Here is a 15,311-nt window from a genome sequence, read left to right on the forward strand (position 1 = left end):
TTGCTAAATATAAATAACCACATATCTTTCTAATATTATGGATAAATTGGGTTTCTTCATTAATAACATTTTGGTGATCGGGGAAAATAAAGGGAAAAACGGTGAATATCGAAACTCTAAAAACTTAAAAAAGAAATCGCATACAGTTATTTGCAACGATAATAGTGTAGACAAGGATAGAGTAACTAGAATACTTAAACAAATTGAAGTTATGGGTCAATGTGCATTAAAAGCCTACAATGGGCGGAACCTTACCCAGGTGATCACCGACGAATTCAGCTTTTATACCAAAAATACTCCTCTTTCCCTAAAAGAATACAAAATGCTGATTAATGAACTTGCTAAAAGCATGAAGAATCTGCCTCCTAATATTGTGCTTGTCGCTAGCAGCATGGCAGTTTTGTGGCCAGATAATAGTTTAAGAAATGCGGTGTTACACATTCAATCCCCTAATGGGAAAAATTTAGAGCCAATTATACATCATTTTAGCAAAGAGACTTTTTCTTCTCAGGATCCTCTCTATTCTAAAGACAATACGACAAGAAATTGCTATGCGTTTAAACCCGATGATTATTCGAGCTCAGAATACTCTCCAGATGTAGTGCTTGCCGATACAAAAGTACGCTGTCACGATCCTGATCAGTACAAAAGCGCAATAATTGTACGAGGGCGTAAAATACCACCTATCCTTCATGCCATTGATGTTTGCCTGGACCATGCGAATGGAGTGGGGATGAAAAACGCTCGAATCCTACTGGAGAATGTTGCGAAGCCGCCTTTGCACATCAGCCACATCATCACGTCTAATTGGATTGACATACGGCAAGAAAGATTAGTCGCTTCAGCTGTTTCTGCGAATTGGAATAGTAAGAGAGTCGATGGAGTTTGTGAAGAAAAATCTGAACCTATTATGAACGTTTTTGGCAAAACAAGTCATGCCTATTATTATTCTAAGAAAAGAGCAGAGATTCTCTACACTCAACTTTTTGATATAGCAAGAAAAAAAATAGCGACTCCTATTGCTCATCTCTCCGATAAAAATGGAAACACGCTGCTGCATGAGGTGCTGTTATTGGAAATAAAAAACTCAAAACAAAGAGGTAATCATCGAAAAAAACGTGTCGATACTCTGCTGCGCCATTTTGACAGGACCACAATCAATCAGCAAAATGCGGCAGGCGATACACCGTTGCATTTAGCAATTGAAACCGTGAAAGATGAAAATACCTTAATAAAATTCTTAGTACGCGGAGCAAAGCTCACAATAAAAAATAAAAAGGGCCTATCTCCTTTGGGCGTGATTTACAAAACTCAAAAAAAATCTTTGATCACCACTTTTTGTAACAAACTCATGAATAACAGAAAGGCTTATCTTCCCCACCGTTTTGCGATCTTTGCTCTTTTATCCGAAATTCAAGAAATTCCAATAAAAAGAAAAATGATCAATGCAGCTCTAAGTTTTGAACTTTCAGAGAAACGACCCGTTGAAAAAATCATCATCGGCCTCTTAAAACGAGCTTATAATCCGAGACAACTGATTATAAATCATCAGTCAAAACTACTTGCCCTGGCAAGTTACATGCCTTCCTTAAAACGTTATTTAATAAATCAACAGATATACACTGGCCAAACATCATCAATACCTATTTTATTTAAACCCAATCAAGAAATTGATACCGTGCAATCTACACTCAAACATAAATGGATTTTTAAAGAGGTGCCACGGCAGCAAGATATCGATGACAAAGATATATTACTACAAAATACAACATTAAAAATTGCAACATTAGGTGGCCTAGTATCACCAAGAATTGGCATCGCCGCAGCCCTTACAGGATTGGGATTATTTGCATATAGTACTTATAACAATTGCCAAGCAGTCAATTCTGGGTCTTTGCTGCTCTCAAACAACCCTACTTTTATATAGGGACTCGCACTATGGTCAGGCATTGAATCGTGAATTGTTAATCAATAATTCACGATTCAATGCCTGACCCCATAGCTGCAAAATTAGGTTAATGCATTTGACGAGAAGGTCCCCGAAGGTTTGTATTATGGCTTAGGATGTAGGGCCCGCAACTCGGTGACTGGACTCAGCCTGTGCTGCAACACGCGCAGATGTTGATACAAAAAAGGTCATTAATTGAGTATCGTGTTAATTATAAAACTATATACGCTGATGCATAAGCAATTACGAGTATATTAGAGCTCATATAAAGGTGTACCATTTTGCACATGCCAGCGAAAATCATTAATATCTGCACGTACTAATGCTTTTTTTACCTTCTTTGTAACACCTTAATACTAATTTTTCTAATAAATCCGATATTCATGCAAATACACAGGCCAATTATTGATCAAAAAGATCAGTAATTGTCTATACTAAAATAAAATTAACTATGCAAAGGAAAGTCATAATGTTAACAAATTTTATAAAATCTTTAATCATTTTAATTGCTACAGGATTTATGGCTAATAGTTATGCGGCGTGGAATTGGAACAGAAATGTTACTAATTGTTACGGAAATCACTGTAAACATGTTGTTGTACATAAGCATTGTAATAACGGTAGATGCTGGGATTATAAACATTATAATACATGGAACAGGTAATTAAGAGGGGCCTTATAAGTCAGTTTATTCACTGTATAAATATGGTTCTCAGTAGCGTATTTTGGTGTAGCGCTTGCTATACCTAATCCATAAGTATTTGTGGTGATTAATATCTTGACATGGCTTTAATAGGTTGCACTATTTTAATAACGAGATAAGAAATCACCACTCTATTTAATTAGCGAAAAACTTTTATTAAGCTCATCCCCCATTTTCAAGATTTTCAATCAAATAAACAGTGAACTCAGTGATATACTTCTTTTGATTCATTAGAACGAAAAATATTGATCAAATGTTTCCTCACAGGTTATTTCATAAGTTAATAAGGTGTGGAGAGTACTCAATTAAAAAATATGCATATTGATACCAATCATCATTACTGACTCGAAACTCTAGAAAAATTCATTAATTAGCACGCCTCTATTACAAGCTCCCCCATCCTTTATACATACATTGGGTATAATCATCTCTCTTCAACATAAAAAAACCTAGATATGGTATGATAGCGCAAAGATTATTCGCCCGGCGCCAGCTATTTTTTCACACTAATGCGTGCATCCAGCTAAGATCTAAACTTTAATTTGGAAGTAACGTCGCCAGACTTTAATCAATATGCTATGTTGCATGCTCATTTGGTATTTAAGGAATAAATATGAGATTAACCATTAAAACCATACAATATTTTATCATTACAATTTTATTATTTAGTTTAAGCGCTTGTATGAAAACAAAGCCTGATGTGGCCTCTTATAAAGTTAAGGGAAAAGTATATACGCCTCTTAAATCTGCAAAAGGATATAAAGCACGAGGACTAGCTTCTTTTTATGGTCACCGCTTCCATAATCGTAAGACAGCTAACGGAGAGCGATACAATATGCATGCGATGACAGCGGCACATCCTACGCTTCCATTGAATACTCGACTACGAGTTAAGAATGTAAAAAATGGACGAACAGTAGTAGTTCGTATTAATGATCGCGGTCCCTTTTATAGCTCGCGAATTATAGATCTTTCTTATGCAGCGGCAAGTCGTTTGGGAATTACAAGTACTTCTATGGTAGAAATACAGGCTTTGAGTTAGAGATATAGCAAGCCTGTATTGAGACGAAGTCGCAATACAGGCCCTTCTCACCAGCGATATCATTTATTCTTTATTAAAACCTATGCAAACTAGAACTTATAAAAAAAATGAACACCGAAGACCACATTTGCAGCTCAAACAACCCCTACCTCATATTTTTCTACCATTGATATAATGAGTCTCATTTCTTGAGTATATTTAATCAGCGGATAATTCGTCGTACTCCCCATAAATTATTTAAATAAAAACATGGAGTAATTATTCGATAATCTGGTCCTTGATAATGACTATCTGTAATTACCCAATCTCCAGTCTGTGGTGTCCAACTTTTAGAACATAAACTGTTAGGGGCAATTTGTTCCGGGGGGATATCATTAGGACCATAACCTACTTTCTTTCCAGTCCACATCACAACATGAGTTACAGACAAGGGCTTTGGAGAGCCTTTACGTGAAGCAGCAATAAATAATAAATCACCTGGTTGTAAGGGTAATGCTGCCAAATCGGCGCTAGTAATACTACCGGGATGTTTCATTCCGTTATTATCAAATACAGACAGGTAACCACCGTGATCTTTACAAGAATGGTTCACTTCAAGCGAGTTATCTCTACAAACTAATTGGCCTGCTGCTTGTAAACTATTTAATACCATTCCCCTTTTTTGTTGATTTGGTGATAAATACTCTTGATGGCATCCCTGTCCAGCTTGTGCGTTAACTTGGCTGCTAAATAATGATCCAAAAGCAAAATTATATAAAAAAGTAGTGTAATTACTACAGTCCATACCATGCCACATTGAATGGTTAACCCAGTTTTCAAGCGTTTCAGTGCCTTTACCACTGTAATTCCAACGAGCTGGCTGTTGATAATAAACAGAATTGGGCTTAATACTTAATGCTGCACTACAATATCCACCCTGGTTAGATTGAGCATCTCTTCTATCTATAGGAGTTTCGTAATTAGGAAGATAATGATGACAGTAATTTAATTTTTTTTTAATCCAAAAATCAGCAGCTGCAAGAATACGCTGCCTTTGCCAATCTAATCCTGCGGTCTTTAAACAATTGATATTATCAGGACTTAATTGCAAATGGGCTCTTGTAGGTCCCCAACCTTTTATAGTGCGTGAAGTAGAGTCATTCTGCTGTAATTCGTAATCAAAGTTAGCAACATTTTTTAGGCAAAACTCAGGGATAGGCACGGGGTCGGCATTTAATCCCAAAGAAATGAATCCCAATGTAAAAAAAAGAATACGTATCTTTTTCATAGTAATCCCCTGGGGAATGCTCCGGGACGGCCCCTATCATTAAAACAATAACATAACACTCGAGTATAAAAAATGAGGTGAGATTACGCTAAATTTCTGGGTCTCCATCTCATTATACGATAGTATTGCAACACTTATTTTTTAATATTAACAATTATGAAACTAAAAAAAATTGTAGCTCCATTATTGCACTTATTTGTTTTCACGTTATTGATAGGTAACGGAGCTAGTGCTAAGGATGTTGCTGTTATTGGTTCAATACCGCATTTCATAGGGCAACCAGATAGCTCTTTTTCTTTAATGCAGAGCGATGCTAATAATAAAAATGATACAAAAATAATCCAATTGCTTCATGTGACGCTTTCTGATGAAGCTAAAGAGCTTTTGGCAAGTCGTGCAAAAGAAACTAAAAATCCCATTCATCAATTTCCCTATGCAATTGTAACATCTGAAAAAGCAGAACAAGTACAACTGGATATGAATAATGTACCCGTGCTCGATCAAGGCATACATGGAACCTGCATCACATTTGCAATTACTGGTGCCCTTGATGCTGCCATAGGTAAAGGAGATTATATTAGCCAGCTTTGTCATCTCCAATTGGGCAGTTATTTAGAAAAACATGGATATGGGCAGAGTGGTTGGGATGGGAATTATGCTATTTCTGTAATCAACCAGATTGAACAATATGGGGTAGTAAATACGGAAAAGCAACGATCTATTGGTTGCGGTGGTTTCAATCAATATCCTACATACTCTAAGCATGATCCTAATTCGTTTATAGATCCCGAACAATATTACCCAATGAGTGAGAAAGTTTTCGGCAAGCTCGTGAATTGGTCCAATATTTATTGGAGAATAAGTTCTTCATGGACCTTGGATGAAGTTAAAACAGCCCTGAATACAGGAGATAGAGTAGTCTTTACTGTCTTACTCCCGCGCATAGATCTTGGTGTTGTTGGAGCTGTTGGGAACTATCAAACCTCAAAAGATACTTGGGTAATGACCAATGATATCTTATACAGCGTACAAAATGCAGACGCAGCACATGCAATGATTATTACTGGTTATAATGATAATGCAGTTGCTGTTGATAATCTGGGGAATAAGCATAAAGGTTTATTAACTTTGCGAAATTCATGGGGTAGTAAGATGGGGGATAAAGGTAATTTTTATATGTCCTATGATTATTTCAAATTATTGACCTATGATGCGAGGCGATTTTCTCGGAATTAAAAGGGGACACCATCATACGAATAGCGTGTTGGAATTAAGAGATGCTTTGCTAACTTTCTGATGAATTTAGCCAGATATTAAAAAAGATGTATTTTCAATAAAAATCCTAGAGTCTCTAGAAAAATCTAGAGACTCTAGGATCTACACGAAGCCTCACCAATTATATATTGATTGCGTCACTACATGATCCGTTGTGTTAAAACTCTCGGCTTGTGGATATTGAAGGCACTGAGATTGTGTCAAGTTATTAGTGGCGATTGTCCATATAACATCATCGTCATTACCACAAATGGACGGCTCTTTAAAAAGAGATTTTCCTTTGATGTAATCTAATAGGTTAAAATAATTTTTATCTCGATTAGGATTGTAATTTAAATCCCCCATAAAAATTACCGCGGCCCCCGGATAAGCAGCAGTTAATGGTTTAACTATATGGTCGTATATGGATTCAAATGCAACTTTTTTATAGATAACTTGACCTTCTTTTCCTTTTGGAAAATGAGCAACTATGACTATCACGGTGGTCTGGGGAGATATGCCACTCGCCTGCGTACTGGTGAAGACACCAAAGGTCGCTAATCTATTCCATGGCCCCCATTCATTTTTTGTATCACCGGGGAAGTAACTACTACGATGATTATCGTCAACATAATTTAGAGGGAATGTATATTGATAACGCGTAGTTTTATTAGGATCAAATGCTTTTTCAAAAGCTAATTTGCACGGTTGTGTGGTCTTTTCATCTATATTTAGTGTGTATTCATTACAATTGTTCTTTAATACAGGATTATCCTCTAGCTTGTTATACTCTTTAAGTGTCCAACGGCTAGCGTTGTAAAATATTGATACCATTTCATCGGGGCTTTGCCCAGATATGCCGCCTCGTTCTCTACCGATAGGGCGAAAATCTACAAAACCATTTGATGCAGAACTAGTCGCTTCTAAGGCGGTGATAAAATCTTCGTTAATTCCATGCAGCATTTCTTCTGTTCCAACAAAGTCAATATTTCCTTTATTTAGATCCATGAATAATTTTTCATATGCCTCTTTCGTATGACTATACTCAGTCAAATGACCGGAAACATTCATATTGACAACAGATATACTGCCGGCTGAAAAAGTGCCAGTAGATACTAAGGCTAAGGAAAGTATGGTAAATATTTCTTTTCTAACATTCATCACATCTCTCCCAATGAAGACACTATTTAAAATTATAGTTGATATCTAGGAGACGGTCCGGGACGGACCACTATAAAAAAGAAACAGGTTGCCATTAATCATTACAGAAATAGTTGAACATTTTCTGCAGGGGGCCGTCCCGGACCGTCCCCATAATCATAATAAGCATAATTAAGCGCGATGTGATCTGTTGTCATAGTTTCAAATTGTTTCAACATTTCATTAGAGCGTGAATCTCCAGTAAGCTGGGTGATCAGATGATTCATATCGATGTTAAAATGCTTGGCATAGTTTGTAACGAGCGGCCGCCAAATGGTGTTAAGATAATCAGGTACAGAATAAAACTCTTCTCCATTATAAGTTATTCTGGCCTCCCTCCCCTTTTTTAATAGGCTATCACGATTAAGCATAAACCAACGATGTTTTGGTAATACTAAAGGTTCCTTTGCTTTGAGTTTATGTAAAACACTCATAAAGGTTAGGACCATTGCCTGGGTAAATGCGTATAATTTTGCAAGCTCGGTTGTATCAGCAAGTCTTATTTCAATACGATACCCTGCTGATGGATTTTTCTCGTCAATCAATTTTGGGAAGATATCGTACCATACATTATATTTTCGTAAGGCATTTGCCTCATCAGGTAAATTGTGACAATAGTATTTAAATTCACTTAAATCATAAAGATCTAAAGATAAAGGACCAGTACGACTCCCACTAATAGCGTCATTAAGACGGACTCTAAATGATTTATAATTGGTGTTCCTACTTGCAAAAATAGGTGAGGATTGTGTAATTACCGAACAAGGCCACATGTAAACCTGCAACCAATGACATAATGGAATCAAATAGTCTATATCACGGACATCCACTCCAAGATTTATTTGAAAACTGCAATAAAACAACGGTCCACCCTGCTCGGCCATTAAGGGTAAAGAAGCCCGACAATATGGGCTATCAGTCATAATTAATTCATCACGACCTCTTCCTGGATGTAAGCCTAATAAAAGCAACAAACGTCCTTGTTGATATAAAAAATTATTGGTAGAACTCAAATTTTCCGAAAGATTTTTAAATGCCAAATCCAAATCGTGACAAGGTAAAGTAGATAGTTCTATTGTAGCGGCATCAAACTCAGTTTGAAGAGCAGGATATCCCTGAGAAAACAAATACGAAGAAAGTTTTTGAAATTCTCCATTATTAAAATTGAGAATAGCCTTACCTGTGTCGATATCAATCACATTGGCTTCTAATTCTAACCCAATGGATAGTTCGCAAGCCTCCATTATTTATTGCCATTTAATAAGGGTAAGATGAATTTAAGAATAGATTAAATTAATTTATTTATCAAACGCCTATAGAAACAGGACGGATCGAGATCAAGATTAAAATAATCTGGCGTGGAATATGCTAATCTTATTTATGATAAATAGGTAATTGCGAATGGAAGCGAGCAAAATGAAAAGTACCAAAACTCCTTTACTAGATGATCTATTGACCCCTAAAAAACTGGATGGGCTGAAAGAGTATTTTAGAAACAGTTTTGAAATTTATGAAAGCTTATTTGCTTGTATTGCAAACGATGAAGCTTATTATTTGCGCGCCGAACCATTAAGACACCCTTTGATATTTTATTATGGCCATACAGCAACTTTTTTTATCAATAAATTGATTCTTGGCCACTATATCGACAAAAGAATTAATGAGCATTTCGAATCAATGTTTGCCATTGGTGTAGATGAAATGTCTTGGGATGATTTGAATGCAACTCACTACAATTGGCCTAAAGTTAAGGAAGTTGCTGATTACCGTAAGCAAGTAAAAATATTAATTGAACAGTTAATTGACACAATACCGCTTAATACAACTATAAATCAAGACTCTCTAGCTTGGGTCATTTTAATGGGTATTGAGCATGAACGGATTCACCTTGAAACATCTTCGGTGATTTTAAGAATGGTTCCATTAAGCTACCTGCGCAAATCAAAAAAATGGCGAGCCTGTAGTGAAGTTGCTGAAGCTCCCTTCAATGAATTAATCGCGGTGACTGGCGCAAGTCTGACATTAGGACGTGGCGATGAACATAAAATTTTTGGTTGGGACAATGAGTTCGGTAGTAAAAACATTTTGGTCAATGATTTTTATGCCTCAAAATTTTTAGTATCTAACCAAGAGTTTTTATCATTTATTGAGGCTGGAGGCTATGAAAACTCAGAGTGGTGGACATCTGAGGGTAAAAAATGGCTCAATTATACTAATGCAAAAATGCCTCGATTTTGGCAATTTAAAAACAGTCAATTTTGGCAAAGAAATATGCTTGAGGAAATACCGCTACCTCTTAATTGGCCCGTTGAAGTCAATTATCATGAGGCAAAAGCTTTTTGTAATTGGAAATCGTTTACAGAAAATAAATACATCCGCTTACCCACAGAAGCAGAATGGACTTTTCTACGAAGCCAAATTGCTGATGATGTTATTGATTGGCAAGAGGCTCCTGGAAATCTCAATTTAGAATACTATGCGTCATCATGCCCAGTAGATAAATTTAAAAATAAATGTTTTTATGATGTTATCGGTAATGTATGGCAATGGACAGAAACCGCAATAGATGCTTTTCCTGGCTTTAAAGTTCATAAACTTTATGATGATTTTTCCACCCCAACTTTTGATGGACAACATAATTTAATAAAAGGTGGTTCTTGGATTTCAACAGGTAATCTCGCCACAAAAAAAGCACGATACGCATTTAGGCGCCATTTTTTTCAACATGCGGGTTTTCGTTATATACAAAGCGAGTCCCCTTTACTACCAATAGAAAAAATAAATGCTTATGAGGCTGACCCATTAATATCCCAACAATTGGAATTCCATTATGGAAATGAATACCTTGGCGTTCCTAATTTTCCCGTGGCTTGTATTAACCAATGTAAAGAATTTTTTGTTAAAATTCCCTCTTACAAGGCATTAGATTTAAGTTGTTCGGTGGGTCGTTTTAGTTTTGAATTGGCTAAATACTTCGAACATGTTGATGCAATTGATTTTTCAACTCGTTTTATCCAACAAGCATTGCGTTTAAAAGAAGAAGGTATTATTCGATATACCATAACTTCTGAAGGTGATTTAGTCGATTATAAAGAATTTAAATTATTTGACCTGGATTATCATGATTTAATTGATAAAATTAATTTTATTCAAGGAGATGCTGGTAATCTAAAGCCTATTTTTAAAGATTATAATTTAATATTTTGTGCTAATTTAATAGACAAGCTTTACAACCCCGCCTTGTTCTTAAAAACTATAAGTGAACGTCTAAATCCCCAAGGTATTTTGGCCTTAACATCGACTTATACTTGGCAAGAAGAGTACACAGATAAAAACAACTGGCTAGGTGGAATTAAAGTGAATGGAGAGTCGCAAAAAACCTTAGAGGGCTTAAAATCTATACTTGAACCTCGACTCCACTTAATTGCAACAAACGACATCCCTTTTGTCATTCGCGAAAGTGAACGCAAGTTTCAATACTCTATAGCGCAATTGTCTGTATGGCAATTAAAGCAGGATACAAATTCATCACATTGATGCCAAATGAGCTTGAGGGACCGGACCGTCCCCATACCGATGGTTTCTTGAAGTAAAAAATAATCGGTACTATTATTTACAATAGCTTGTACTCAAATAAGAAAAACGACATGAAACTGCTAAAAGGAAAAGTTAGTTTATCTATGACCTATTGGGTATTTGGCGTCCTTCCCGCAATATTATATTTCATCTTAGTAGGAATAATCATGGATAACCTACTAAAAATCTCAACGACACCGTATATAAAATGGATAGTGTATGTAGTTATATTCTTTCCTTATTACTATTATCCTTTTATTTTCTTCGCCATTTGGAAGAGTAGTAATCACTACACTAAAAATAAAGTCTGGCCTATCTTAGCCAAAATCAGCGTTATTTTAGGACTAGCTCTTCTGATAAAAATGATTATTTCCAATATCATTGTTTTTAACCATCGTAATGATCTCCCCTATAAATTGCAGTTGGAAACAAATCTATTAAATACCCAACTACCCAAACACATAAACAAAGAAACCATTTTGACAAAAATGACGTTTGATAAGAACAATAACACCCTGACTTACACCATTACATCTCCCCATGATAAATCAGAGATAAAAAGCAACCTGTTTTCTGACGAGTGGAAAAAATTTATGATCAATGGTGCGTGTAATAAAAAAGAAATTAGGGCCGCTCTCGATGCAGGAATAACTTATGTCTATCACGTCAATGACAATCATGGCGCGACCATCACAGATGTTGTAATTAAAGCGAGTGATTGTAAATAGCAGAGAGCCATGGTGCTCTCTTTCTAATTAATTTTAATTTGAGTCCTAGGAAGAAATTTCTTTCCATTTCAGCTTAATATCCCTAATGAAAACCAACTGCATTAAATTATCACAGCCTATAAAACTCTTTGCACAACTAAAGTCTGTATTGACTCCTGTTGAAAGATCTTATTCTGCTCTTTACTTAAATTTAAATGGTGTAAATTATTTTTGTTGATTGCTCCATCATCGGGGACGGTTCGGGACGGCCCCCTACAAAAGGAGAACAGATAGCGGCTAATTGCTATAAATAAAGGATTGATTTATTAGATGAGAACTGAAGTATTGATAAATATAAAATGAGATTGTTCAATAGTATTATTTAAAATCAAAGAGTTAACTCCAATTAGGCTTCCTTGCTCTGACTGTTGGTGAACGAATTAACCAGCTCCCCCTATGCATAAAGATAATACTATGGAATAATTATCAACCAACTTCGATAATATTTGTCTACTTATATGAAAATAAAAGCAGTTCTCTTAATGATCTCTATTTTTTTTCCTATTGCTTTGTTTGCAGGTACTGCGACGTGCCCTTTATCCAATGGAATCAATGTACACACTACAAAGCACATTTTAAATATCTGCAAACAGGGCACTGTAGTTAAGACTTTTAAAGTAGCGCTCGGTTACAAAGGCGTCGGCAAAAAAAAGGCGGGGGATAATAAAACGCCAATTGGTTTATATGGGTTAGCTCATCCAAGAAAATCCAATCAATTTAAAGTCTTTATTCCAATTCTCTATCCGACTACAAAGCAAGCTGCTGCAGGATATACAGGTAGAGATGTAGGGATCCATGGGCCAACGCAATCATCTGGATCTGGTTGGTTGAGTTGGTTAAGCAACTTACCCTACTCAACGCGGGGATGCATTGCTGTGGGTAAAAATAATCATATCGAGTATGTAGCCAAGTGGGTAAAAACCCATCCTGGGACAAAGGTATTAATTATTTAAAATGTAGACAAAATTTTGATACTACAAAGTTCTTCCTACAAAAAATCGAACTCATCAGGCAACCTCTCTAATGGGTTCCAGTAATTAATTTACGATTTAGAATTGCTGTTTGATAAAAATAATATCGCATAGCAAACTCGATTTTTGATGCGTCCAAATTTCTATCAAAATATTTATTTCTAGGAGCAGCTTGAGCTAGCTTAGAAAACTTCTGATAGATCTCAATAAACTCTTGCAAAAAAGATAAGGTCTGTAATATGGTTGCATAACTATGCGCTCAGTTTAATTAAAGGGATGAATTTTATGTGCCGCGTCAAGCAACTACCATTATACTTTTTTCTTTTTTTTATTATTCCTGTTCAATCGCTGTGGGCAGCTGAATCCTCAAAAACAGGAGAAAAAGCACGCTTAACCATTAGTACCGGTAAAAATGGAGTCAGTTGCTCCAAGCCATTGCAAAATTGCGTGGTTCAAGTGAGTCAACCGCAATGTATCCCAAATCCAGGCGCTGTTATCATTACAAATAACTCCAGAATTTCTGCAAATAATATTCAAGCGTCTTCGACAAGTGGCTTTTTTTCTCTTTATGTCGTGCAAAACAATAACTGTCCGGCCTCTTTGTTACCCGGTCAAAGTTGCACCATTTCGTTCTTTACCAACACCTCAGTTGCTTTTTCCATTGCCAATGTCATGGTCAAAGGAACGAATACAACCTCTGCCTTCTTTGATATGAACGCTGTACAATGCATCAGTCAAACGACCATCAGTGCACCAACTAACGCAATTATTCCCACGAATGATTCGGTTGGTACTGACATTACTGTGGCTAACACTACCAGTATCCCAGCGACTAATGTCAGGGTTAATTTACCTGCCTCCTGGATAGCAGCTGGGGTCACCAGTACCACATGTCCTACTATTCCAGGAAACGGCTCATGCGTTATAACCATTGCCTCAACAACCCCTACTTCGTTCGCACCTCAGGGAGGCATCTCTGTTACTGGCGATAATGTGGTGTCTCCCCCGTCAATTGCCTTAGCTTTTTCTATCAGTAATTATTTAGTATTTTCTGTAGTAAATGGTACTGCCCACGTCATATCAGATACTGATTTCCCACCCATCTCTTGGAGTATTGGCAATACCAACGTACCTGGAATTACTGAAACCTCTACAAACCCTCCTGACGCGTGTAATGGGGCTACTGATGGATTTTGCAATACATCGGAAATAACCAGTTTTGACCCCATGGCTATTGCCGCGGGCAATTGTTTTTTTGAACTATTGCCTCAGGGTACTTGGTATTTACCTTCCATTTGTGAACTGGGAACTTCTGGAAGCGCAGGTTGTCCTGCTAATACCTCAAGTATTTTTAACTTGTTTAGTTTAGGATTTACTTCCGGAATATCTGGCCAGTATTGGAGTTCTACCGAGTCCAGCGCCAATCCTACGAACAATGCATGGTTTCTGGATTTTGCTAATGGAGCTCAGGGAATCAATAGCAAATCAACCTCGCATAGTGTGCGCTGTGCCCGTACATTTTAAAGTAGCAAGACGTCAATCATGATGTCAGTAACTGGTACGCGTGATCATCAAGATAATGATCACGCGTAAGTTTTATAATAAAACATATGAGTGTATGTGAGAGTTTAAAAAGTATAGATCAAAACTTGAAGAACCAACGTTCAACCATAGAATTATCTTGTTAGCAATTAGGCGTGGGGGTAAACGTCTTTAATTGGCGAGACTTTATATAATACACAAGGGCATAAACAGCTGCAGCAGCCAGCAGATGCTTCAAAGTATGGCCGCTTATTATTTGATCGGTTGCGTGATAAATTATTTTATCTAAGCCTTCCATGAGTTTGGCTAAACCAAATAAAATGAAACAAATTGTAAGGGAATAATTGCGCCTATATGGTGAGGGGAAAAATAATAAAATGAATAAGATCATGATCAAAGGATAACCCTGTGACCAAAGATACAAACGCATATCTCCGTGTCCCCAGCGCTCGCTAAGCTCCCACTGTAAGGTACAAAGTGCTGCTATCACAATAAATGGTACTAATAAGTAAAAGCCAATTGAGCGATGGACTTGTTCTATAAAAATTGCAGCGAAAAATGACATTAAAAGAATTCCCATCGGAATTCGATCCCAAAACAACGTGGCGTTATTTGGATGTAAATGGTAATAAGCCGAACCTAATCCAGTTAAGATGGTGCCAACAAACCCAAGTAAATAAGCCCACTTTGCTTCTGCTGTGAGTTCGCCTGGCGTTTTAGAAAGCCAGTAAATGGCTTTGAGGCCTAAATAACCCACAAAAATAAAAGCTAGATTGGACATCACATCAGAAAAATTACTCATGTAAAATAGGGTGCGTTGATCAGCAAAATCATGATAGCTCAAAGCCTGCGCAAATGGAGGAACTAAACTTAAGGCAAGGGTCACAACTACTGTAAAAAACAGCAGAAAAGCAATAATTTTATCTTGAAAACTATTCTTAGCCACTGTCTCTTAACCTAGAATATAAAAAGAACTAAACCAATTTATCCCATTAACTACTTGATATCAAGAGCATTCAGGGAAAGCATTAGCCGGAACAT

Annotated in this window: 11 protein-coding genes; 7 read left to right on the forward strand and 4 right to left on the reverse strand. The window is 36.6% G+C overall.

What is annotated here, in order from left to right:
* Positions 1 to 322 precede the first annotated feature (322 nt).
* Together Lste_RS11165 and Lste_RS11170 are read left to right on the forward strand one after the other, a co-directional pair.
* Positions 323 to 1,927 carry an ankyrin repeat domain-containing protein gene (locus Lste_RS11165; RefSeq protein WP_193393403.1) on the forward strand — a complete coding sequence of 535 codons (1,605 nt, stop codon included), beginning with the start codon at positions 323 to 325 and terminating at the stop codon, positions 1,925 to 1,927.
* Positions 1,928 to 3,264: 1,337 nt separating this feature from the next.
* On the forward strand, positions 3,265 to 3,693 hold the full coding sequence (locus Lste_RS11170) for a septal ring lytic transglycosylase RlpA family protein (protein ID WP_058511007.1): 429 nt from the start codon (positions 3,265 to 3,267) through the stop codon (positions 3,691 to 3,693).
* A 202-nt stretch (positions 3,694 to 3,895) separates the two neighbouring features.
* Here Lste_RS11170 and Lste_RS11175 read toward each other — a convergent pair whose 3' ends face one another.
* Positions 3,896 to 4,960: a hypothetical protein gene (locus tag Lste_RS11175; RefSeq protein ID WP_058511008.1), complete on the reverse strand. Its 1,065-nt coding sequence runs from the start codon at positions 4,958 to 4,960 to the stop codon at positions 3,896 to 3,898.
* Positions 4,961 to 5,116: 156 nt separating this feature from the next.
* On the opposite strand from Lste_RS11175, the gene Lste_RS11180 reads away from it, so the two are divergent.
* A complete protein-coding gene (locus tag Lste_RS11180) occupies positions 5,117 to 6,196 on the forward strand; it encodes a C1 family peptidase (protein ID WP_058511009.1) in 1,080 nt (359 codons plus the stop codon).
* 153 nt (positions 6,197 to 6,349) lie between these two features.
* Here Lste_RS11180 and Lste_RS11185 read toward each other — a convergent pair whose 3' ends face one another.
* Positions 6,350 to 7,375, reverse strand: coding sequence for a hypothetical protein (locus Lste_RS11185; protein WP_058511010.1), 1,026 nt, complete (start codon positions 7,373 to 7,375; stop codon positions 6,350 to 6,352).
* Between the two features lie 101 nt (positions 7,376 to 7,476).
* Entirely contained in the window at positions 7,477 to 8,658 is a 1,182-nt protein-coding gene (locus tag Lste_RS11190; protein ID WP_058511011.1) for a glutamate-cysteine ligase family protein, read from the reverse strand.
* Positions 8,659 to 8,830: 172 nt separating this feature from the next.
* On the opposite strand from Lste_RS11190, the gene ovoA reads away from it, so the two are divergent.
* The 4 genes from ovoA (at position 8,831) to Lste_RS11210 (ending at position 14,252) form a co-directional block, all read left to right on the forward strand.
* Positions 8,831 to 10,951, forward strand: a complete 2,121-nt coding sequence (gene ovoA, locus Lste_RS11195; RefSeq protein WP_237760469.1) for a 5-histidylcysteine sulfoxide synthase — start codon at positions 8,831 to 8,833, stop codon at positions 10,949 to 10,951.
* A 206-nt stretch (positions 10,952 to 11,157) separates the two neighbouring features.
* On the forward strand, positions 11,158 to 11,718 hold the full coding sequence (gene gspS2, locus Lste_RS11200; protein WP_193393404.1) for a type II secretion system pilot lipoprotein GspS-beta: 561 nt from the start codon (positions 11,158 to 11,160) through the stop codon (positions 11,716 to 11,718).
* Between the two features lie 497 nt (positions 11,719 to 12,215).
* A complete protein-coding gene (locus Lste_RS11205) occupies positions 12,216 to 12,710 on the forward strand; it encodes a L,D-transpeptidase family protein (protein WP_058511014.1) in 495 nt (164 codons plus the stop codon).
* A 303-nt stretch (positions 12,711 to 13,013) separates the two neighbouring features.
* Complete coding sequence (locus Lste_RS11210; protein ID WP_058511015.1) at positions 13,014 to 14,252, forward strand: Lcl C-terminal domain-containing protein; 1,239 nt, start codon at positions 13,014 to 13,016, stop codon at positions 14,250 to 14,252.
* Between the two features lie 160 nt (positions 14,253 to 14,412).
* On the opposite strand, the gene Lste_RS11215 is transcribed toward Lste_RS11210, so the two are convergent.
* The gene (locus Lste_RS11215) at positions 14,413 to 15,216 is read right to left on the reverse strand and encodes a ceramidase domain-containing protein (RefSeq protein ID WP_058511016.1); all 804 of its coding nucleotides are present in this window, start codon (positions 15,214 to 15,216) and stop codon (positions 14,413 to 14,415) included.
* Between the last annotated feature and the right edge of the window lie 95 nt (positions 15,217 to 15,311).

It is taken from the genome of Legionella steelei, from assembly GCF_001468005.1.
GTDB lineage: Bacteria > Pseudomonadota > Gammaproteobacteria > Legionellales > Legionellaceae > Legionella > Legionella steelei.